Below are 19,945 nucleotides of genomic sequence, written 5' to 3' on the forward strand. Positions count from 1 at the left end.
GCGTTCAGCGAGGGATGGGATAGGCGCGGCCAGGCTTTGCGTTGAATTGGCGCCCACCTCCGGCCTCCGCGCTGTCGGGAACGGCGGTGTTGACGGCGGGGTCGGCAAGGCCGGTTTCGACCGGCACGGCCTCGATCATCGGCGCGCCGAAGTCGACATCGCCGGTATCTTCCGGGAAGACCGCCGCAGGACGCGGGGCAGAGGCCACCGCTGCCGGGGGCGGCGGTGCGGCCACGGGTGCGGCCACGGGTGCGGGTTGTGCGGGTGCGGCGGGCACAGGGCCGGTGCCGGTCGTCACCGATGAGGCAAATATCGCGGCAGCCAGCATGATGCCGCCCGATCCCAGCATGACCTCTTTGAGCATAAACCTGACCAAATCCCGATGATGTCGCAAACGGACCTCGGCATAGCAGGGTCCGGTTAACAGTCCGTAGCGATTGGCGGAGAGACTTCATGAAAATGCCGCCGGAGGCAGGGCCACCGGCGGCATGTCTTTCCTCCCCAGGAAAGCTCGGGCCCGGGCAAAGGCGGGCAAAGGGGCGGGCATCGCGGGGCCGGTCTGGGCAAGCAAGGGTGGCGGGGTTGCCCCGCTCACCCCCATCCTCTCCTGCTATGTCTTGGCCACCGCGTGTCTCGCCCAAACGCCTAGCCGTGCCCGCGCAAGGTGACACTACAAATTGACAGAAAAATCGCGAATATTGCGACCATATCCGGGTTTCGGCTTGTCATTTTGTCACGATTATTACACGCTTTGCGGATGGTCGATGCCTCCCTTCACGCGGGCCCCGCGCTCCGCCGTCTGCGCCGCAATGCCGGTCTCACCCAGGCCGCGATGGCCGAGCGGCTGGACATCTCGCCCAGCTACCTCAACCTGCTCGAACGCAACCTGCGCCCGGTCAGCGCGCGGCTTATGCTGGCGCTGGCCGAGCGGTTCGATGTCGATCCGCGCGATCTCACCGGCGACGAGCCGGGCGGCGGTCTGGGGCCGATGCGGCGGCGGCTCGCCGACCCTGCCTTTGCCGATCTGGGGATAGAGCCTGGCGAGATCGAGGACTGGCTGGTGTCCTCGCCGGGCACCGCAGCCGCGTTCGCGCGGTTGTTCGACCGGGTGCAGGGCGGGGCTGGCGCCGGTCCCGTGGCGGGCGCGGTCGATGATCCGGTGGCGCGGGTGCGAAGCGAAATCCAACGCTGGCGCAACCATTTCGCCGATCTCGATCACGCCGCTGAGGAACTGGCCGATGCCCTGCGGCTGCAGAGCGGCGATCTGTATTCCGCGATCGCCGAGCGGCTGCGCACCAAGCACCAGCTGGCGATCCGCATCCTGCCCGAAAACGTGATGCCCGGGCGGCTGCGGCGGCTCGACCTGCATGCCCGGCAGCTGCAGTTGTCCGAAATGCTCGACATGGCCTCGCGCACTTTCCAGGCGGCCTATCTGCTCGGTCAGCTCGAATACCGCGCCGATGTCAATGCGCTGGTCGCAGGCGCGCAGTTCGGCGATCGCACCGCCGAGCGCCTCTACCAGCGGCATATCTTCAGCTATTTTGCCGCAGCGCTGATGATGCCCTATGGCCGGTTCCTGCGCGCGTGCGAGCAATCGGGCTATGACATGCTGCTGCTCCAGCGACGCTTCGGCGCGGGGTTCGAGCATGTCGCGCACCGGCTGACCACGCTGCAGCGCGTCGGCCAGCGGGGCCTCGGCTTCTTCATGGTCCGGGTCGATCGCGCCGGCCAGGTCTCGAAGCGCTTTGGCGGCGCCAACCGCGCCCCGCTCGCCGATACGGAGGTGACCTGCCCCCTGTGGCACCTGCACCAGGCCTTTTCGCGCCCCAGCCAGGTGCAGGTGCAACTGGTCGAGCTGGAAGATGCCAGCCGCTGGCTGACGCTGGCGCGCAGCGTGCAGGGCGCGGGCTATGGCGCGGGCGGCACCACGGCGGAATTCGCGATCGGGCTGGGCGTCGCGATCGATCAGGCAGCGACGTTGTGCTACGCGCGCGGGCTGGACCTGAGCGCGGCCGGCGCGACGCGGATCGGACCGGGCTGCGCGATGTGCAAACGCGGCGATTGCCCGCAGCGCTCCAAGCCGCCGCTCGGGATCCGGCTCAAATTCGACGATCGCGAACGCGGGGTCACGCCCTTCGACTTCGTCACCGACTGACCGTCAGGCTCCGGCGGACGGAACCTACTGCTGTCCGGCACGTAAGCGCCCCACACATCACGTGTTTGGGGATATGCTATGACACCGACCGATCGCACCGAAACCATCGTGACCGAACAGCCCGCACCGGGCGCAGCGGCCCCCGCGCCGGCACAGACCCACACCACCGTCATCGAAAGCCGCTCGGGTGGCGGATCGGGCATCATGATGGCGCTGGTGCTGCTGGTGCTGGTGGTAGGCGGGTTCTTCGCGTTCCAGTTCATGAAGCAGGGGGAAGTTCGCACCGATGCGGTGGCTGGCGCCGCCGGAGAGGTCGGCAACGCCGCGCAGAAGGTCGGCGATGCCGCGCAGGAAGCCGCACAGAAGATCGGGGAATAACTAATTTATTTCGATGGCGGCGAAGCGCGCGACTTACACCTACTGTCAAATTGCGGCTGGTGCGCATCCTACTTTGCGGAAATCGAAAAGCGTGCGCACTGGCGTAGAAAGCAATGCACCGGTCGAACTTTGCGATGATGCTGGGTGGAGCCTGCTTCAAATCGCTGTTATGATCACCAAATGCTGCCTTTTGTTGAAGCTGTAGAAAGCGCCTTGGTCGGAGAGAGTTGGCTTGCTGCTCTTTCTCTTTCTCTAACACTTCCCAATATTTGTGGCAGACTTCAGTCGCCTCAAAGACGATCTCAGGAACGGTACGTAGCGTGGTGGAACGTCTACATCGCCCCTAGGTATACAAGCAAAATTCCTGGCTACCCCCACGTCTTTGTAAGTGGCCGCGATGCGTATGCGCTGCGATGCGCCTATCTTCACCAAGGTCAGGACGATATTGCAGAGCAGCGAGCACGGGAAGCATTGGCGCGATTTAGTTTTCGTCAGCCTGTCCCTCGCGGCCTAGGCCTTCACCTGATCCAAGTCGGCGATCAGATGAATCTGCAGGTCGACCGATTTTGCTCCGACATTTGCGCTGGCGTCCGTCGTTGGATGGATGATCACGGTGCGGACGAACGGGTGTTTGAGCGACAACGTGGGCTGCTTTCTATCCAGATCGTCGGGCTTGGCGATAGTATGCACATCAGATAGCGGACCATTGTTGGGATGATTGCGGTTGGTCAAAGGCGTAAAGACCTTTGACACTTTGATCGAAAATCAGCGGCGATGGCCCAGTTGCGGCTGTAAAATTAACCGACACTTCACGACTGACCGGCTATAGCCGCAGCCATGTTCAGGCTCTTCAAACATTACGTGCCGCACGCGGTGCTGTTGCTCGGCTTCTTCGACCTCGCGCTGCTGGGTCTCGCGGCCGAAATCGGCTGGGTTTGGCGCGCGCACGAGATTGGGATGGACATCGAGCCGCTCTCGCAGCGACCGATGCCGATCATCACCTTCGCGCTGCTCGTCCACATGGCGATGATCGCGGTCGGGGTCTATGGACCCGATGCGCTGCAATCGATCCGCTTTGCCGCGGCGCGGCTGCTGGTGGCGGTCTCGCTGGGCGTGATCTTCCTCTCGGTCACCTATTTCATCCTGCCCGGAGCCACCCTGTGGCGATCGAACAGCCTGTACGCGATGGGCCTGTCGATCCTGTTTCTGATCGGCATTCGCATCCTGCTGGGCGGGTTGCTGGGCACCACCGCGTTCAAGCGCCGGTTGATGGTGCTGGGCGCAGGCAAGCGCGCGCAGCGGGTGCAGGATCTGGCCGACCGACCCGACGCCGGTTTCGTGCTGGTCGGCTTCGTCGCGATGAACGATGGCGCGCTGGTGGTCGAGGAAGCGATCAACCGCGATGCGATCAAGAACCTCGCCAAGCATGTCGAGAATCTCAACGTCACCGAGGTGGTGCTGGCGCTCGAGGAGCGGCGCAACGCGCTCCCGGTCAACGACCTGCTCAGGATCAAGACCACAGGCGTGCATGTCAACGATCTGTCGACGTTTCTGGAGCGCGAGACGGGCCGGGTCGATCTCGACACCGTCAATCCCAGCTGGCTGATCTTTTCCGACGGCTTTTCCGCAGGGCGCCGCATTTCGACGATCGCAAAGCGGCTGTTCGATCTGGTCGTCAGCTCCATCCTGCTCGCGCTGACCGCGCCGATCATCCTGCTCTTCGCGCTGCTGGTGAAGCTCGACAGCAAGGGGCCTGCGTTCTTCAAGCAGGAACGCGTCGGGCTCTATGGCCAGCCGTTCGAGATCATCAAGCTGCGCTCGATGCGGATCGATGCCGAGGTCGATGGCGCGCAATGGGCGCAGAAGAACGATCCGCGCGTCACGCGATTGGGGCGTTTCATCCGCAAGGTGCGGATCGATGAGCTGCCCCAGGCGTGGAGCGTGCTCAAGGGCGACATGAGCTTTGTCGGCCCGCGCCCCGAGCGCCCCGAGTTCGTGGCCAGCCTGGAAACCCAGATGCGCTATTACAACGAGCGGCACATGGTGAAGCCGGGCATCACGGGCTGGGCGCAGATCAATTATCCCTATGGCGCCTCGGTCGAGGATTCGCGGCACAAGCTCGAATACGACCTGTATTATGCCAAGAACTATACCCCGTTTCTCGATCTGCTGATCATCCTGCAGACGCTGCGGGTGGTGCTGTGGCCGGACGGCGCGCGTTGAGCCGATGGCCAACTGGCATGACATAGGGCTCTGGGGCCATTCCGCCGCAGCGGCGCTGACCATGCTGGTGGCGGCCTGGCTGTTGCGGCGCTGGGCGGGCCTGCGCGATACGCGCCCCTCGCTCGGTGATGCCGCGCTGCTGCTGGCGCTGCTGGCGACCAGCCTGTGGGCCTTTGCCGCAGCCAGCATGGGCGGCAACCACGCCATTGCCGGGCTGGGCGAGACGATGCGCAACCTTGCCTGGCTGGCGTTCCTGTTCCAGATGGTCCGCTCCGCCCGCGCGCAGCCGCGCACGGTCACGGCCGTGTACATGGTGCTCGTCGTGGTGCTGGTCGCCCAGCCTCTGGTCGATGTCTGGCATGTCGCCAACCGGGGCGTGCCGCAGCTCGACGAGCTCGGCTATTCCGCCGCGATGCTGCTGCGGATGATCTTCGTCGTCGGCGCGCTGGTTCTGGCGAACAATCTCTATTCGGTTGCCGATGCCGAGACCCGCGCCAGCCTGCGCCTGCCGCTGACTGCGCTTGCCGCGATGTGGCTGTACGATCTCAACCTCTATACCGTGGGTTATCTGGGCCGCGCCCTGCCTGCGGATCTGGTGGCGCTGCGCGGAGTGATGATGATCCTGGCGGTGCCGTTCTTCGCGCTCGCGGCCAACCGCCCGGGCGGGTGGAAGCTCACCTTGTCGCGCAAGGTCGCCTATCGCTCGCTCTCGGTGTTCGCGATTCTGGGCTATCTGGTGACGATGATCGCGGTCGCGCAGATGCTGCGGTCGGTCGGCGGGACGGTGGCCTCGGGCGCTCAGCTGCTGCTGGTGCTGGGGATGTCGATCGCTGCGCTGGCCTTGCTGCCGTCGGACCGCTTCCGTGCCTGGTTCAAGGTCAAGGCGACCAAGCATTTTTTCCAGCACCGTTATGATTACCGCGCCGAATGGATCCGCTTTACCGAAACCATCGGAAGGCCCGGCGATGGCACCGCGCCGTTCCACGAACGCGTGATCAAGGCGGCGGCCGATATCAGCGACAGCCCGGCGGGGCTGCTGCTCGCCCCCACCGAGGGCGGACGGCTGCAGCTGCAGGCGCGGTTCAACTGGCCCACTGCCGATGTCCCTGCGCAGGCGTGCACCGCAGGCACGATCGGCTATTTCCAGGCGACGGGCCGCATCGTCGAGCTCGACGCGCTGCGCTCAGGCAAGGACACGCTGACCGACCGGCGCGCGATCCCCGACTGGGTGATCGCCGAAAGCAATGCGTGGGCGATCGTGCCGCTGGTGCATTTCGACAGGCTGGCCGGGCTGGTGGTGCTGTCGCGCCCGCTGATTGAGCGGCAGCTCGACTGGGAGGATCTTGATCTGCTGCGCCTCGTCGGGCGGCAGCTGGCGAGCTATCTTGCCGAGGCGCGCAGCCAGGAAGCCTTGCGCGAGGCGGACCAGTTCGACGAGTTCAACCGCCGCATGGCCTTCGTGATGCACGACATCAAGAACCTGGTCAGCCAATTGAGCCTGGTCGCGCGCAATGCCGAGCGGCATGCCGACAACCCCGAATTCCGCGCCGACATGATTGCGACGCTGCAGAACTCGGTCGGCAAGATGAACACGCTGATCCGCCGCCTCACCGGCTATGCGCGATCGACCGGGGACGGCATCCGCGCGATCGATGCTGAACGCATCGTGCGCGCGGTCATCGCCGACAAGGCCCAGGGCCACAAGCTCGTCGCCAGCAGTGCGCCGCGCATGACGCTGATGGCCGATCCCGTCCAGCTCGAACAGGTGCTGGGCCATCTGATCCAGAACGCGATCGACGCCAGCGAGCCTGAAAGCCCGGTGTATGTCAGCCTGTCGCGCGACGGCCTCAACGGGGTGATCGAGATCGTCGACCATGGGGCGGGAATGTCTGCCGAGTTCGTCCGCGCCAAACTGTTCAAGCCGTTCATCTCGAGCAAGGCGGATGGCTTTGGCATTGGCGCCTATGAGGCGCGGCTGCTGGTGGAAGCGATGCATGGCCGGATCGAGGTGGAAAGCCGCGAAGGCGAGGGCAGCCGGTTCACCGTTCACCTGCCGCTCGCCACCCGGATAGAGAATGACCAGGGCGGGGCCGAAGAGCCGCACCTGGCTGCAAAGGTAATCTGACAATGAATGACCTCACCCCCAATCCAGCGCTCAACGGCGGCGGCAAGGGCCAGCCCAGGCTGCCGCGACTGCTGGTGGTCGAGGACGATGTCGGTCTGCAGCGTCAGCTCAAATGGGCGTTCGACGATTTCGAGGTGCTGTGCGCCAGCGATCGCGCAAGCGCGATCGACCTGCTGCGCTACGAGGAGCCCGATGTCGTCACGCTCGACCTCGGCCTGCCGCCCGATCCCGATGGCGTCAGCGAAGGCTTTGCCACGCTCGCGGAGATCCTGCGGCTCAAGCCCGACACCAAGGTGATCATCGCCTCGGGCCATGGCGAGCGGCAGAGCGCGCGCGATGCGATCGCGCAGGGGGCCTATGATTTCTATCGCAAGCCGGTGGAGATCGATGATCTCGCGCTGATCGTGCGCCGTGCGCTCAACGTCCAGCAGATCGAGCGCGAGAATGCGCGGCTCAGTCAGAAATCGGGCGACGACCATACCGTCTTGGGCGGCATGATCACCGCCGATGCTCAGATGGTGAAGGCCGCGCGGATGATCGAGCGTGTCGCCAACACCAATGTTTCGGTGATGCTGCTGGGTGCCAGCGGCACCGGCAAGGAGCTGTTCGCGCGCGGTCTGCACGAGAAGAGCAACCGCCGGGCCAAGGCCTTTGTCGCGATCAACTGCGCTGCAATTCCCGAAAACCTGCTCGAATCCGAACTGTTCGGGCATGAAAAGGGCGCGTTTACCGGCGCGATCAAGACCACAATCGGCAAGATCGAACAGGCCGAGGGCGGCACTTTGTTCCTCGACGAGGTCGGCGACATTCCGCTGCCGCTTCAGGTCAAGCTGCTGCGCTTCCTGCAGGAGCGGGTGATCGAGCGGGTAGGCGGGCGCAATGCGATCCCGGTCGATACTCGGGTGGTTTGCGCGACGCACCAGAACCTGGAAAAGATGATCGCCGAAGAGCGCTTTCGCGAGGACCTGTTCTACCGGCTGGCGGAGATCGTTGTGACCATCCCGGCGCTGGCCGAACGGCCGGGCGATGCGGTGCTGCTCGCCAAGCATTTTCTGGGTAGGTTCGCCGCCGAGATGAACCCGGTTGTCAAGGGCTTTGCCCCCGATGCGCTCAAGATGCTCGATGCCTGGCACTGGCCGGGCAATGTGCGCGAGCTGGAGAACCGGGTGAAGCGGGCGGTAATCATGGCCGAAACCCGGCTGGTCCGCGCCGAGGATCTGGATCTGGAACGCGCCGAACCCGAAACGCCCGAATTCCTGAACCTCAAGGCGGTGCGCGAACTCGCCGACCGCAAGGCGATCCGCCACGCGCTGGCCCGGACCGAGGGCAATATTTCTGGCGCGGCCAAGCTGCTGGGCATCAGCCGGCCGACATTGTACGATCTGCTCAGGCAATATGACATCCAGAGCTGAACCTCGATCCGGTCCTGGCCGCCGGCTGACGCTGGCGCTGGTCGCCTGCGCGCTGATGCTGGGCGGTCCGGCCACGCGCTTGCAGGCAGAAGACCTTGGCGCTGCGCGTCAGGCGATGGCGCGCGCCGAGGAGTATCGCGCGCGCGGCGACAACCGCGCCGCGCGGATCGAGCTGATGAACGCGATCAAGGCTGCGCCGCGCCTGCCTGCCGCGCGGATCGCGCAGGCGCGCGTCTTCCTGTCGCTGTTCGATGCCACCGGCGCCGAAGCCGAGCTCGGCCGTGCGATCGAACTGGGCGCCGATCGCGATATCGTGCGCGCGCCGATGGCCGAAGCCCTGCTGCTGCAGGGCCGCGCCGATGCCGCGCTCGCCTGGCTCAGCGAAGGCCCCGTGCCCGCGGGCGATGCGGGGTTTGCCGCGCGCACATCGGGCCGCGCGCATCTGGCGCTGGGCAACATGGATGCCGCGCGCGCCTCATTCGACCGCGCGCTGCAGTTTGCGCCCGACGACAGCATGCTGTGGACCGATATCGCGCGCTTCCGCGTCGCTTCGGGCGATCAGGCGGGCGGGGTCGAGGCGGCCGATCATGCGGTCAAGCTGAATGGCGGCAATGTTCGTGCTTTGCAGCTGCGCGGCGAGCTGGTGCGCAGCCAGTATGGACTGGCCGCATCGCTGCCCTGGTTCGAGCGCGCGCTCAGCATCGATCCCAATGATGTCAGCGTGCTGGGCGAATATGCAGCGACGCTGGGTGACATGGGCCGGATGCGCGACATGCTGGCCGCCGCGCGGCAGATCGTGGCGCTGCAGCCGGACAATCCGCGCGGCTATTTCCTGCAGGCGGTGCTGGCCGCGCGCGCAGGCAACTACAGCCTGGCGCGCAATCTGATCCAGAAGACCGGCGGCGCGCTGGAGCGTGTGCCCGCGGTGATGCAGGTCGAAGGCGTGGTCGAGTTCCAGCTGGGCAATTATCGCCAGGCGATCGACCGGTTCGAGAAGCTCGCCGATGCCCAGCCGTACAACCGCCGCGCCTCGGAATTGCTGGCGCGCGCGCTCTATGCCGAAGGCGAGCACGAGACATTGCTCGCGCGATTCCGTGGCGTGGCCAACCAGGGCGGCACCAGCGCCTATCTGCTGACATTGGTCGCGCGGTCGCTCGAGGCGATCGGCGAGGGGGCACAGGCGACCGACTATCTCGCGCGTGCTGCCGAGCCCGATACCGCGCCGATGGTGCGGCTGGCCGAGGCTGACGAGCCGTGGATGCTCGCCGATGCCGCGCGCGCCGCACCGCGCGATGCCCGCGCGGTGATCCCCTATGTCCGCATGCTGGTGGCCAATGGCGACTTTGTGCAGGCGGCCGAGTTTGCCGAGCCGCTGGCCGAGGCGAACCCCGGCGTGCCCGATGCGCAGATGCTGCTAGGGGATGTGCGCTTTGCTGCGGGCAATGCCGCAGCCGCGCTGCCGCTGTACCGGCGCGCGGCCGAAATCCGGCTGTCCGAACCCGTGGTCCGCCGCCTGTCGCTGGCGCTGCGCGAAACCGGCCGCGCCGATGAGGCAGATGCGCTGCTGGTGCGGTTCGTCGGCTACAGCCCCGCCAATACAGGTGGGCTGCGATTGCTCGCCAACGCCTATATCGATCGCGGCAACTGGCCCGGCGCGATCCTGACGCTGGGCGCGCTGCACGCGCGGCTGGGCAACAACCAGCCGCTGCTGCTCGCCGACCTGGCGCTGGCGCGGCTGCGCAGCGGCGATGGGGCCACCGCCGCGCATGACGCGCGGCTGGCCTATCGCGTCCAGCCCGCCAACACGCTTGCTACCCACATGCGCGGGCTGACGCTGACCGGGCAGGGCGGCCAGGCGATGGTCGCGGTCGAGATGCTCGAAAAAGCGGGCGCCAAGAATCCGCGCAATCCCTGGCTGCGCTATCATCTGGCGCAGGCCTATGCCGAGGCGGGTAAGACCGCGCAGGCGGTGGGCGCGCTCAGGGCGTCGCTGGCGCTTGGCGCGTTTCCGGAACGGCCGCAGGCAGCAGCGATGCTGCGCGAGCTTCGGGACGGCTGACGAAGCCCGATTTTTTTGCCTGACCGCCCGCCGATTTGGGCTATGGGGAAGGCATGATCGATAGCCCCAACCCCCTGCTCGATACGCGCGCGCTGCCGCGCTTTGCCGAAATCACCGCCGACCAGATCGCGCCTGCGCTCGACGAGGCGCTGGCGCGCCACGCCGCGACTGTGCAAACGCTGACGACCACGCGGCCCGCAAGCTTTGCGGATACCTGGCTGCCGTTCGAGCGCGCCGAAGCCGAACTCAGCGCCATCTGGGCGGCGGTGTCGCACCTTCATGCAGTGGCGGATTCGCCTGAATTGCGCGCCGCCTATCAGGAAGGCGAGCAGCGGCTGGTCACCAACGCGATCAAGGTCGGGCAGAATCGCGACCTGTTCGACGTGTTCACCGCGCTGTCGCAGACGGCCGAGTTTGCCGCCTTGGCCCAGGCCGATCGCGTGGCGGTCGAGCATGCGCTGCGCGATTTCCGGCTCTCGGGCGTCGCGCTGGAGGCCGATGCGCGGCAGCGGTTCGAGCAGATCTCGGTCGAGCTGTCGTCGCTGTCCAACACCTTCGGTAGCGCGGTGCTCGATGCGACCGACGCCTGGGGCGAACTGATCACCGACGAAGGCGAGCTTGCGGGTGTCTCGGACACCGACAAGGCGATGTTCGCCGCCGCTGCTGCCGCCAAGGGAGAGGCGGGCTGGCGGGTGACGCTGCAGATGCCATCCGTCAATGCGATCCTGACCTTCGCCGAAAACCGCGATTTGCGCGCGCGCGTCTACCGCGCCTTCGGCACCCGCGCCTCCGACCAGGGACCAAATGCGGGCGAGTTCGACAATTCCGAGCGCATCGCGCGGATCCTTGAGCTGCGGCGAGAGGCAGCTCAGCTTTTGGGCTTTGCCGATCCGGTCGAATGGTCGCTCGCCACCAAGATGGCCTCGGACGGCGGCGCGGTGCTGAGCTTCCTGCGCGATCTCGCGGGCCGTGCACGCCCCGCCGCCCAGCGCGACCTCGACGAACTGCGGGCCTTCGCCGCCGAAAAGCTCGGCATCGCCGACCTGCAGCCCTGGGATGTCGGCTTTGCTTCGAACAGGCTGCGTCAGGCGCTGTACGCGGTCGACGAGGCCGAGGTGCGCGCCTATTTCCCGGTCGAACGCGTGATGGCGGGCTGGCAGGACCTGCTCGCCAGGCTGTTCGGCATCACGCTGGCCGAGCGGTCCCACGCCTCGCTCTATCACCCCGACGCGCGCTTCTTCGATGTCGTCGATGAAAGCGGCAGCGTGGTCGCGGGCCTGTATCTCGATCTGTTCGCAAGGCCCGGCAAGCGCGGCGGCGCGTGGATGGGCGAGGCACGACCGAGGCGCAGCGATGGCGATCTCAGTCAGGTTCCGGTCGCCTATATGGTGTGCAACTTCTCGCCCGCCGGGGCCGATGCGCCTTCGCTGCTCAGCCACAGCGACGTCGGCACGCTGCTGCACGAGACCGGCCATTGCCTGCATCTGCTGCTGACCCAGGTCGACCGGCCCAGCATCGCGGGCACCAACGGTTTCGAATGGGACGCGGTCGAATTGCCCAGCCAGTTGATGGAGGATTTCGCCTGGGACCGCAGCGTGCTCACCGCGATGTCGGGCCACCACCGCACCGGCGAGCCCTTGCCCGGCGATCTGTTCGACCGGCTGGTCAAGGCGCGGCATTTCCAGGCGGGGCTGTTCCTGATCCGCCAGATCGAGTTCGCATTGTTCGACATGCTGCTGCATCTGGGCACCATGGGCAGCGATCCGGTCGAGGTGATCGAGGCTGTGCGCGACGAGGTGGCTGTGATCCGCCCGCCGGAATGGCACCGCTTCCCGCACGCGTTCAGCCACATCTTCGCCGGCGGCTATGCGGCGGGCTATTACAGCTATTTGTGGGCCGAACTGCTTGCGGCGGACGGCTTCATGGCATTTGCCGAAGCGGGCCTGCTCGACCGCGCTACCGGCGATCGCTTCCGCGCCGAGGTGCTGGCGCGCGGCGCGACCCGGCCTGCGGCGGAAAGCTTCCGCGCGTTCCGCGGCCGTGATCCCGATCCGGTGGCGATGCTGGTGCGGCACGGGCTGCAGGACGTTGCCGAATGAGCGATCTGTGCCCGCGCGGCTGGCTGGACGAGGCGGTGCGGCGGATCGAAGCGGACTACAACCGCTCGGCCGACACGCACCTGATCCGGCTCGACCTGCCGCGTTATCCCGGCATCACATTGTATCTGAAGGACGAAAGCTCGCACCCCACGGGCAGCCTCAAGCACCGGCTGGCGCGCTCATTGTTTCTCTATGCCTTGTGCAACGAGTGGATCGGCCCCGAAAGCTGCGTGATCGAAGCGTCGTCGGGCTCGACCGCGGTGAGCGAAGCGTATTTCGCGCGGATGCTGGGGCTGCGCTTCATCGCGGTCGTGCCCGCGACAACCGCCGCACCCAAGCTCGATGCGATCCGCTTCCAGAGCGGCGAGATCCACATGGTCGATGATCCGCGCACGGTCTACGATGTTGCGCACCGGCTGGCCGAGGAAACCGGGGGGCATTATCTCGACCAGTTCACCTACGCCGAGCGCGCGACCGACTGGCGCGGCAACAACAACATCGCCGAAAGCATCTTCGCGCAGATGGCGCAGGAGGAGCACTCCGTTCCCGACTGGATCGTCTGCGGCGCGGGCACCGGCGGCACATCGGCCACGATCGGCCGCTATCTGCGCTATCAGCGCTACCCCACGCGGCTATGCGTTGCAGATCCTGAGCATTCGGTATTCCACCGCCATTATTACGACCGATCGGCAACGGTGCTGCCCGAGGGCTGCGCCAGCAGGATCGAGGGCATCGGCCGCCCGCGCGTCGAGCCCAGCTTTATTCCGGGCGTGATCGACCGGATGATCGCGGTGGAAGACGCCGCCAGCATCGGCGCCATGCGCGCTCTCTCCGATCGGCTCGGACGGCGCGTGGGCGGATCGACCGGGACCAATCTGGTCGCCTGCGCCACGCTGATCCAGGAGATGGCAGCCGCAGGCGAGACCGGCAGCATCGTCACCCTGCTGTGCGATGGCGGCGAGCGTTATGGCGGCACCTATTACGACGATGCGTGGCTGGCTGGCTGCGGCATCGACTGGCAGTCTTCGGCAGATCACATCGCTGCGATGCTGCGTCCGAACGATAAGGGAATTCTGTGATGATGATCGCGGTTCTGGCTGCCGTGTCGGCAGCCCTTGCGGTGGCGGCGGGCGCGTTCGGCGCGCATGCCGCCGCGGGTGAGCAGCAGGCCGAATGGCTGCGCACCGGCGGCATGTATCAATTGGTCCACGCGGTCGCGGCGCTGGCGATCATGGGGACCGCAAGGGGTCCTGCGCTCACCCTGCTGGCCGGCTCTGCGATCTTTGCGGTGACTTTGTATCTGATGGCGCTGGGCGCGCCACGCTGGCTGGGCGCGGTCACCCCGATCGGCGGCACTTTGCTGATCGCAGGCTGGCTCTGGGCGGCCTGGATCTACGCTAAGGCCTGAAGGGCCGCCAATAAAGGGGATGGCCACCGCCGCCTGCGCAAGCACGCGGGCAACGGTGGCCAGGAGTGCAGTGTCAGAACTTGTAGGCGACCTCGACCCCGAGGCGGCGCAGACCGCCCGGCGATATGAACGATCCGCCGAATTCGGCCGCGGTGATCACCTCGTTGAGATAGCGCCGGTTGAGCACATTGTCGGCGAACATCGTCACGCGCCATTTTTCGCCCTCTAGCCCGGCGCGCACATCGAGCACCCCGAATGCCTGGCGGCGGGTGACCGAATAGTCCGCATCGCCGACGAACGCGGGCAGCGCCAGCGCCGATCCCGGCAGCAGCCCGCTGAAGATGGTCGGCACGCTGTCTTCCTGCAGCGTGTGGAACCAGGTCGGGCCGGTGATGCGATAATCGGCGCGTGCGACCAGATCGAAGCTGCGCGAGATCGGAGCGACGATCTGGGTGCCCAGGTTGATGGTGTAATCCGCGGTCGAGGGAGACTTGTTGCCCACCGTCTGCGGACGCGAGGCATTGGCCTTGATCTCGCTTTCGGTGACGTTGAGCGCACCGAAGATCGTCCAGCCCGGGGTCACCTCTGCATTGAGGTTGAGCTCGGCGCCGTAGATCTGCACCTCGTCGATGTTCGACACCACGCGCAGCAGGCCAAAGCCACCGACGAAGAATTCGAAGAACTGCATGTCATCGACATCGGTGTAATAGCCGGCCAGATCGAAGGTGACCTTGCCGTCGAACACCGATCCCTTGATGCCGCCTTCGAACGCGCTCGACTTTTCCTTGCGGTAATTGTCGGTGATGCGGACGTTCGAGCCGATGAACTGGTTGAAAGACTGGTCGATCACCGCTGCCGAGCCCGAGTTGTTGAAGCCGCCCGCCTTGAAGCCGATGCCCCAGTTGGCATAGAGGTTGACGTTGTCTGCCACCGCCCAGCGGAAGGTCAGCTTGGGCTGGAGCTGCTTGTAGCTGGCCGACTTGTCGGCAATCGGGCCGCGCGCCTGGCCGGGGTTGATCGGGCCGCCGGTGAACGGATCGGTGACCAGAGGCACGCGGTTGGACACGCTGCGATCCTCGATGTCATAGCGCAGCGCCAGGCCGATGTTGATGACATCGTTCCAGTTGTAATCCGCCGATCCGAACGCGGCGTAGACGTCGGTGCTGAACCGGTCGAAATACAGCTGGGTGGTGGGGTTGGTCGTGTTGGGTGCGTTGTAGAGCTGGCGGATGATCCCCTGGCCCAGATCCGCGCCCAGGCTGACCCCGACGTCGCGGCTGATGTTCAGATAATAGCCGCCCAGCTGCCAGTTAAAGGGGCCATCGCCGTTCGACGACAGGCGGATTTCGCCGCTGAAGTCTTCCTGTTGGCGGATCTGATACTGGGTGCCATCGCAGGTGGTCGGGCTGTACGGACCGAAGGTCGATCCGGTCGCGGGCGCGAAGATGAACGGCACCGGGGTTGCACCGATGAAGCCGGGCTGGTTGACCGGGAAGCCCCGCAGCTGTGCGGTGCTGGCAAAGCAGGCGTTGGAGGCCGCACGCGATGCCGCGGTCGCGCCGGGGAAAGTGAAGCGGGCAAAGTCCGCCGAGGTGCCATCGGCGGTCAGCGACTGGTCGACATCGCTGTACAGGCCCCACAGGGTCAGCTTGGCGAAATCGAACTCATGCTCGAGCTTGATCGAGGCATCGAACGTCGTCTGGTCGTTGGTCGGACGGATGTTGTTGTAGAAGTTGAACGGGTGCCGGTTCACATCCTCGAAGAACGCCGGGTTGGCACCCGCGAAATTGGGCAGGTGGAACGCCGCGTTGAAGTTGATCGAGGCGCCGGTCAGGTCCGAATAGCGCGCCTTGGCGTCGATCTCGGTGCGGTCGCCCAGTTGTGCGACGAAGCGGCTGTCGACCGACCAGATTTCCTGGTCGTCGATCGTCTTGGAGTTGTTCAGGAAGATGTTGCGATAAAAGCCATCGGTCTTGAAATACGATCCCGACAGCACGAACCCGGCGTTTTCGCCCAAGGGCACCGAGATGAAGGCGTTGCCGCGATAGGTCTGCTGTTCTGCGGCGCTCAATTCGATCCCCGCCTCGAGCGTGTCGCCGGGCTTCAGCGTCTGGATGACGATCGCGCCGGCTGCCGCGTTGCGGCCATACAGCGCGCCCTGCGGACCCTTAAGAATTTCGATCTGCCTCAATGTGCCCTGGTTCTGGTTGAGCTGCGCGGTGTTGGTCTTGAGGATGCCGTCGACGACCAGAGCGACCGAGCTTTCCGCGTCGCGCGCGCCGTTGATGCCGCGGATGTTGATCTGGGTGTCGCCGGCTTCCGCAGTACCGGTGACGATGGTGACGCCCGGGGTCAGCTGGACGAACTGGTCGGCGGTCTCGACCCCGGTCTTCTGGATCGAATCGGCAGTGAACACCGTGATCGAAGCCGGGACATCGGCCAGGCTTTCATTCTGGCGGCGCGCGGTGACGATGATGACCGAATCGTCCACCGCTTCGGTCTGGTCGGTGGCCTGGGCGAGCGCAGGCGTCGCCAGCGCACTGGCAAGAACGGTGGCCGATGCTGCGGCAAAGAGGCTGGATAGGCGCATGCTGTGAACTCCCTGAAGTGCTTTGGTTCCCCCGAACCGGATGCTGTTTTGGCGGCTGTTCAAATGTGGTCGTCAGACCAGCACATTGGCTCCGCTCATATAGACATGGACTTCCTGGAACCTGCCGTCGCGCAGGCGCCAGAAATTGGTGTTGGTAAGGCTGGTCACGCTGCCATCGGCGGCGGTCAGATCGGCGATGAAACTCGCGGCTATCCGCCCGTTGGTCTCATCGACGGTGCAGGTGAAGTCGCGGTGGACGATCGTTTCCCATGCGCCGAAGAAATCGACGAACATCCGCTCGATCTCGGCCTTGCCCGCGTGGGTGGTGAAGCTGGTCTGGACGGTGAACAGCGCCTCGTCATGGAAACAGGCAAGCGTGGCGGCCATGTCCTTAGCATCGACGCTGGCAAAATAGGTCTGCGTGGCGAAGGTGATCAGCTCGTCACGGCTGAGCGTGGGTGCATATTGCATCAGGCGTCCCCTTCTTTCAGCAGATTGTCGCCGCTCATGTAGACATGCACATCCTTGAACAGCCGGTCTTCGAGGTAGAAGCGGTTGCAGTTCTCGTAGCGCAGCTGCTCACCGCCATTGGGCGTGATCAGCACGGTGAACTGCGAGCACACCGCATTCGATACGGGGTCGGCGACATGCACGAAATTGCCGTGCCAGATCTGCTCAAAATCGGCGAAAAGCTTGATGAACATCGCGCGTATCGCTTCGCGGCCCTGGTGCACGGTGTTCGAGGTGACTTCGGTCAGCGTGGCATCGGGTGCAAAGCAGTTGAGCACCTGGTCCATGTTCTTGTTGTCGACACCGTCGAAATAGCGCTTTGTGACGATGTCGATGTAAAACGGATACGGCAAAGGCGCTTGGCCTCCGCATCCGGGTGACCAGTCTGCCATCAGAACCAACCCTTTCTTATGTCTGCATCCTTGGGCACTTCCGGCATCGGAAACGCCTTTTTGCTGTGCGTCAGCCCGCATTCGATCAGGCTTTCGAGGAACTTCCACGCGATCTGGCCGGGGTTGATCACCGGGATCGGCAGATTTGCCGCAAGGAACGCCGCCGACTGGTGCATGGTGGTGGAGCCGAGTACGATGACATCTGCGCCGTCCTCCTCCATCGCGCGGGTCGCCTCTGCCTTCAATTTGTCGAAGATCACCTCTTCCTTGCCCGCGAGCAGTTCGGTGACATCGGGACGTGTGTTGATCGATCGCAGCGAGGCGACGCGGTCCCACAGGCCGTATTCGGTCAGCGTCTTCTGGTAGAGCGGAAACCATTCGGGCCACATGGTGAGCACGGTGAACTTCTTGCCCAGCATCATTGCGGCGGCAAAGGCTGCTTCGCCCGGGCCGATCACCGGGATGGTCAGCCGCGAGCGTAGCGCGCGCAGCCCCGAATCGCTCACCGTATCGATCAACACGCCGGAATAGCCCTCTTCCTCGGCGGTGATCCCGCTCTGGAACACGGTCCAGTCCATCAGCAGCATGTCGTGATAGCTGTCGCCCAACGCCGCGCCCCAAGGCACCGCGATGAACTCGGGGGTGAAGCCGGGGCGGACGAAATCGGCAGGAAGCTGCGCCGCGCGCGAGGCTACGCCTGCAGCATCCATGGGGATGGGAACGATGACTTTGATTCGGCAATCGTCCGGCATGCAAACCCCTCTTCCCGGATCGTGAGCACCCCCTCATCGATCCATTACAGGTTGACGCTATTGTATACAAATGTCTATCGTCAATAGGCAAATTCAGTTGAAGCCCGCATGATGCAAAGTGGCAACAGCCCGGCGAGGGACCCTGACGAACGCCGGGCAAAGGGATGGGATTGAAAACAATGGAAAAAGCTGCGTCGCCGCGCGCTTCCGATATTGCCTATGACAAGATTCGCCAGTTCGTTCTGTCCGGACATGCAGAGCCTGGCGAGCAGCTGACCGAGGAGCAGCTGGCGCGAATCTCGGGCGTGTCGCGCACCCCGGTGCGCGAGGCGGTGCGCAGGCTTGAGAACGAGTTGTTGATCGTGCGCAGCGATTCCAAGCGGCTGTTCGTCGCCGACTGGTCGGCCGACGACATCGACGAGATGTTCGTGCTGCGCGGCATGCTGGAGGGGCATGCCGCCAGTCGCGCAGCGCGCAACATCACCGCGCGCCAGCTGGAAGAGATCGCGCGGATTTCGGATCTGCTGGATGAGGCGGTTTCAGCAAATCCCCCCGATGTGGCGGCGTTTCTGGCGCACAACCGCGCCTTTCACGACATCATCCTCGAGGCGGCGCGGTCGCCCCGGTTGAGCGCGATGCTGCCGATGCTGATCGAGCAGCCTGTGGTGAGCCGCACCGCCAAGCAATACCGGGTAGGGGAACTGCTGCAGTCGGCGCGCGACCACCGCGAACTGATTGCGGCCTTCATCGCGCGCGATTCACACTGGGCGCGCGCGGTGATGACCAGTCACATCCGCCGCGCCTTCCATGCCTTCAGCATAACCGCCCTGCGGAGAAAAGAGCAGCAGCAGCGCGCAAACGACTGAACGCCAACTAACGTGGCTGGACGGGAAAAATCATTTTGTATACAAACTCCACGATGAGACACATTCAGATCGTTGAAGTCGGCCCACGGGACGGCCTGCAGAACGAGCCCGACATCGTATCGACGGCTGACAAGCTTGCGATGGTCGGCGCGATGATCGATGCCGGTGTGCGGCGGCTCGAGGTTGCAAGCTTCGTTCATCCGCAGCGCGTGCCGCAGATGGCGGACGCCGAAGCCGTCATCGCCGGGCTCCCCGACCGCGACGATGTTTCGTACATCGGCCTCACGCTCAACAAGCGCGGCGTGCTGCGCGCGTTGGCCACCCGCGAGGGCGGACGCCGCGGCGTCGACGAGATCGGCTGCGTCATCGTTGCCACCGACACCTTTGGCCAGAAGAACCAGGGGCAGACCGTCGCCGAGGGGATCGCCGAAGCCAGCGAGATGATCCGCTTTGCCAAGGCCGAAGGGCTGGTCGCGCAGGTGACGATTTCCGCGGCGTTCGGCTGTCCGTTCGAAGGCGACGTGCCGCCGCAGCGCATCGTCGATATCGCAAAAGCCGTTCTCGAGGCAGGGCCTGCGGAGATCGCGCTGGCGGACACAATCGGCGTCGGCGTGCCTGCACAGGTGACCGATCTGTATGGCCGGTTGCGCGAGTTCGTGCCGACCGATGTGCGGTTGCGCGCGCATTTCCACAACACGCGCGGCACCGGCATCGCCAATGCCTGGGCGGCGATCCAGGCGGGCGTGACCACGCTCGATGCCAGCCTGGGCGGGCTGGGCGGCTGCCCGTTCGCGCCCAAGGCCACCGGCAACATCGCCACCGAGGACCTGATCTATCTCGCGCAGCAATCGGGGATCGAACACGGCATGGATCTGGACGCGGTGATCGCCGCCAACCGCTGCATGGCAGAGGTATTGGGACGCGAACTCCCGTCGCTGGTGGCACGCGCCGCAGCCTGACGGGCAACACATCAACC

Annotated in this window: 17 protein-coding genes; 11 read left to right on the forward strand and 6 right to left on the reverse strand. The window is 65.1% G+C overall.

Features of this window, described 5'->3' with window-relative positions:
- Positions 1–4: 4 nt before the first annotated feature.
- Positions 5–364, reverse strand: a complete 360-nt coding sequence (locus IP68_RS05400) for a hypothetical protein (RefSeq protein ID WP_054133951.1) — start codon at positions 362–364, stop codon at positions 5–7.
- Between the two features lie 393 nt (positions 365–757).
- Between IP68_RS05400 and IP68_RS05405 the strand changes: the two genes are divergently transcribed.
- Complete coding sequence (locus IP68_RS05405) at positions 758–2,155, forward strand: short-chain fatty acyl-CoA regulator family protein (RefSeq protein ID WP_054133952.1); 1,398 nt, start codon at positions 758–760, stop codon at positions 2,153–2,155.
- Positions 2,156–2,233: 78 nt separating this feature from the next.
- A complete protein-coding gene (locus IP68_RS05410) occupies positions 2,234–2,533 on the forward strand; it encodes a hypothetical protein (protein ID WP_231683752.1) in 300 nt (99 codons plus the stop codon).
- A 510-nt stretch (positions 2,534–3,043) separates the two neighbouring features.
- On the opposite strand, the gene IP68_RS05415 is transcribed toward IP68_RS05410, so the two are convergent.
- Positions 3,044–3,265, reverse strand: a complete 222-nt coding sequence (locus tag IP68_RS05415; protein WP_054133953.1) for a hypothetical protein — start codon at positions 3,263–3,265, stop codon at positions 3,044–3,046.
- Between the two features lie 105 nt (positions 3,266–3,370).
- Between IP68_RS05415 and IP68_RS05420 the strand changes: the two genes are divergently transcribed.
- Genes IP68_RS05420 through IP68_RS05450 form a run of 7 tightly spaced genes read left to right on the forward strand, consistent with a single transcriptional unit; the run spans position 3,371 to position 13,859 of the window.
- Positions 3,371–4,756, forward strand: a complete 1,386-nt coding sequence (locus tag IP68_RS05420; protein WP_054133954.1) for a TIGR03013 family XrtA/PEP-CTERM system glycosyltransferase — start codon at positions 3,371–3,373, stop codon at positions 4,754–4,756.
- Positions 4,757–4,760: 4 nt separating this feature from the next.
- Positions 4,761–6,881: an XrtA/PEP-CTERM system histidine kinase PrsK gene (gene prsK, locus IP68_RS05425; RefSeq protein WP_082382152.1), complete on the forward strand. Its 2,121-nt coding sequence runs from the start codon at positions 4,761–4,763 to the stop codon at positions 6,879–6,881.
- 2 nt (positions 6,882–6,883) lie between these two features.
- A complete protein-coding gene (prsR, locus tag IP68_RS05430; protein ID WP_054133955.1) occupies positions 6,884–8,293 on the forward strand; it encodes a PEP-CTERM-box response regulator transcription factor in 1,410 nt (469 codons plus the stop codon).
- Positions 8,277–10,352: a tetratricopeptide repeat protein gene (locus IP68_RS05435; protein ID WP_054133956.1), complete on the forward strand. Its 2,076-nt coding sequence runs from the start codon at positions 8,277–8,279 to the stop codon at positions 10,350–10,352. The genes prsR and IP68_RS05435 overlap by 17 nt, the downstream gene beginning before the upstream one ends.
- Before the next feature lie 53 nt (positions 10,353–10,405).
- A complete protein-coding gene (locus IP68_RS05440) occupies positions 10,406–12,451 on the forward strand; it encodes a M3 family metallopeptidase (RefSeq protein WP_054134330.1) in 2,046 nt (681 codons plus the stop codon).
- Complete coding sequence (locus IP68_RS05445) at positions 12,448–13,530, forward strand: PLP-dependent cysteine synthase family protein (protein ID WP_054133957.1); 1,083 nt, start codon at positions 12,448–12,450, stop codon at positions 13,528–13,530. Before IP68_RS05440 ends, IP68_RS05445 begins: the two co-directional genes overlap by 4 nt.
- Before the next feature lie 2 nt (positions 13,531–13,532).
- Entirely contained in the window at positions 13,533–13,859 is a 327-nt protein-coding gene (locus tag IP68_RS05450) for a DUF423 domain-containing protein (RefSeq protein WP_054134331.1), read from the forward strand.
- 73 nt (positions 13,860–13,932) lie between these two features.
- Here IP68_RS05450 and IP68_RS05455 read toward each other — a convergent pair whose 3' ends face one another.
- The 4 genes from IP68_RS05455 to IP68_RS05470 all read right to left on the reverse strand — a co-directional run bounded on the left by IP68_RS05455 (position 13,933) and on the right by IP68_RS05470 (position 18,103).
- Positions 13,933–16,449, reverse strand: coding sequence for a TonB-dependent receptor (locus tag IP68_RS05455; RefSeq protein WP_054133958.1), 2,517 nt, complete (start codon positions 16,447–16,449; stop codon positions 13,933–13,935).
- A 72-nt stretch (positions 16,450–16,521) separates the two neighbouring features.
- The gene (locus IP68_RS05460; protein ID WP_054133959.1) at positions 16,522–16,920 is read right to left on the reverse strand and encodes a nuclear transport factor 2 family protein; all 399 of its coding nucleotides are present in this window, start codon (positions 16,918–16,920) and stop codon (positions 16,522–16,524) included.
- Positions 16,920–17,351, reverse strand: a complete 432-nt coding sequence (locus IP68_RS05465; RefSeq protein WP_054133960.1) for a nuclear transport factor 2 family protein — start codon at positions 17,349–17,351, stop codon at positions 16,920–16,922. Before IP68_RS05465 ends, IP68_RS05460 begins: the two co-directional genes overlap by 1 nt.
- Complete coding sequence (locus tag IP68_RS05470) at positions 17,351–18,103, reverse strand: aspartate/glutamate racemase family protein (protein ID WP_054133961.1); 753 nt, start codon at positions 18,101–18,103, stop codon at positions 17,351–17,353. Before IP68_RS05470 ends, IP68_RS05465 begins: the two co-directional genes overlap by 1 nt.
- 179 nt (positions 18,104–18,282) lie before the next feature.
- Here IP68_RS05470 and IP68_RS05475 point away from each other — a divergent pair, with 179 nt between their 5' ends.
- Positions 18,283–18,969: a GntR family transcriptional regulator gene (locus IP68_RS05475; protein ID WP_054133962.1), complete on the forward strand. Its 687-nt coding sequence runs from the start codon at positions 18,283–18,285 to the stop codon at positions 18,967–18,969.
- 53 nt (positions 18,970–19,022) lie between these two features.
- Positions 19,023–19,928, forward strand: coding sequence for a hydroxymethylglutaryl-CoA lyase (locus tag IP68_RS05480; protein WP_054133963.1), 906 nt, complete (start codon positions 19,023–19,025; stop codon positions 19,926–19,928).
- The last annotated feature ends 17 nt before the right edge of the window (positions 19,929–19,945 follow it).

Origin of the sequence: Blastomonas sp. AAP25, assembly GCF_001295965.1 — a bacterium.
In the GTDB taxonomy this organism is placed as follows: Bacteria; Pseudomonadota; Alphaproteobacteria; order Sphingomonadales; family Sphingomonadaceae; genus Blastomonas; species Blastomonas fulva.

Bases quoted from the DNA above. Each gene is read 5' to 3' on its own strand.
- prsR (WP_054133955.1), top strand. From the start codon at position 6,884: ATGAATGACCTCACCCCCAATCCAGCGCTCAACGGCGGCGGCAAGGGC.
- IP68_RS05410 (WP_231683752.1), top strand. From the start codon at position 2,234: ATGACACCGACCGATCGCACCGAAACCATCGTGACCGAACAGCCCGCA.
- IP68_RS05405 (WP_054133952.1), top strand. From the start codon at position 758: ATGGTCGATGCCTCCCTTCACGCGGGCCCCGCGCTCCGCCGTCTGCGC.
- IP68_RS05470 (WP_054133961.1), bottom strand. From the start codon at position 18,103: ATGCCGGACGATTGCCGAATCAAAGTCATCGTTCCCATCCCCATGGAT.
- prsK (WP_082382152.1), top strand. From the start codon at position 4,761: ATGGCCAACTGGCATGACATAGGGCTCTGGGGCCATTCCGCCGCAGCG.
- IP68_RS05465 (WP_054133960.1), bottom strand. From the start codon at position 17,351: ATGGCAGACTGGTCACCCGGATGCGGAGGCCAAGCGCCTTTGCCGTAT.
- IP68_RS05475 (WP_054133962.1), top strand. From the start codon at position 18,283: ATGGAAAAAGCTGCGTCGCCGCGCGCTTCCGATATTGCCTATGACAAG.
- IP68_RS05455 (WP_054133958.1), bottom strand. From the start codon at position 16,449: ATGCGCCTATCCAGCCTCTTTGCCGCAGCATCGGCCACCGTTCTTGCC.
- IP68_RS05445 (WP_054133957.1), top strand. From the start codon at position 12,448: ATGAGCGATCTGTGCCCGCGCGGCTGGCTGGACGAGGCGGTGCGGCGG.
- IP68_RS05435 (WP_054133956.1), top strand. From the start codon at position 8,277: ATGACATCCAGAGCTGAACCTCGATCCGGTCCTGGCCGCCGGCTGACG.
- IP68_RS05450 (WP_054134331.1), top strand. From the start codon at position 13,533: ATGATCGCGGTTCTGGCTGCCGTGTCGGCAGCCCTTGCGGTGGCGGCG.
- IP68_RS05400 (WP_054133951.1), bottom strand. From the start codon at position 364: ATGCTCAAAGAGGTCATGCTGGGATCGGGCGGCATCATGCTGGCTGCC.
- IP68_RS05480 (WP_054133963.1), top strand. From the start codon at position 19,023: ATGAGACACATTCAGATCGTTGAAGTCGGCCCACGGGACGGCCTGCAG.
- IP68_RS05420 (WP_054133954.1), top strand. From the start codon at position 3,371: ATGTTCAGGCTCTTCAAACATTACGTGCCGCACGCGGTGCTGTTGCTC.
- IP68_RS05460 (WP_054133959.1), bottom strand. From the start codon at position 16,920: ATGCAATATGCACCCACGCTCAGCCGTGACGAGCTGATCACCTTCGCC.
- IP68_RS05440 (WP_054134330.1), top strand. From the start codon at position 10,406: ATGATCGATAGCCCCAACCCCCTGCTCGATACGCGCGCGCTGCCGCGC.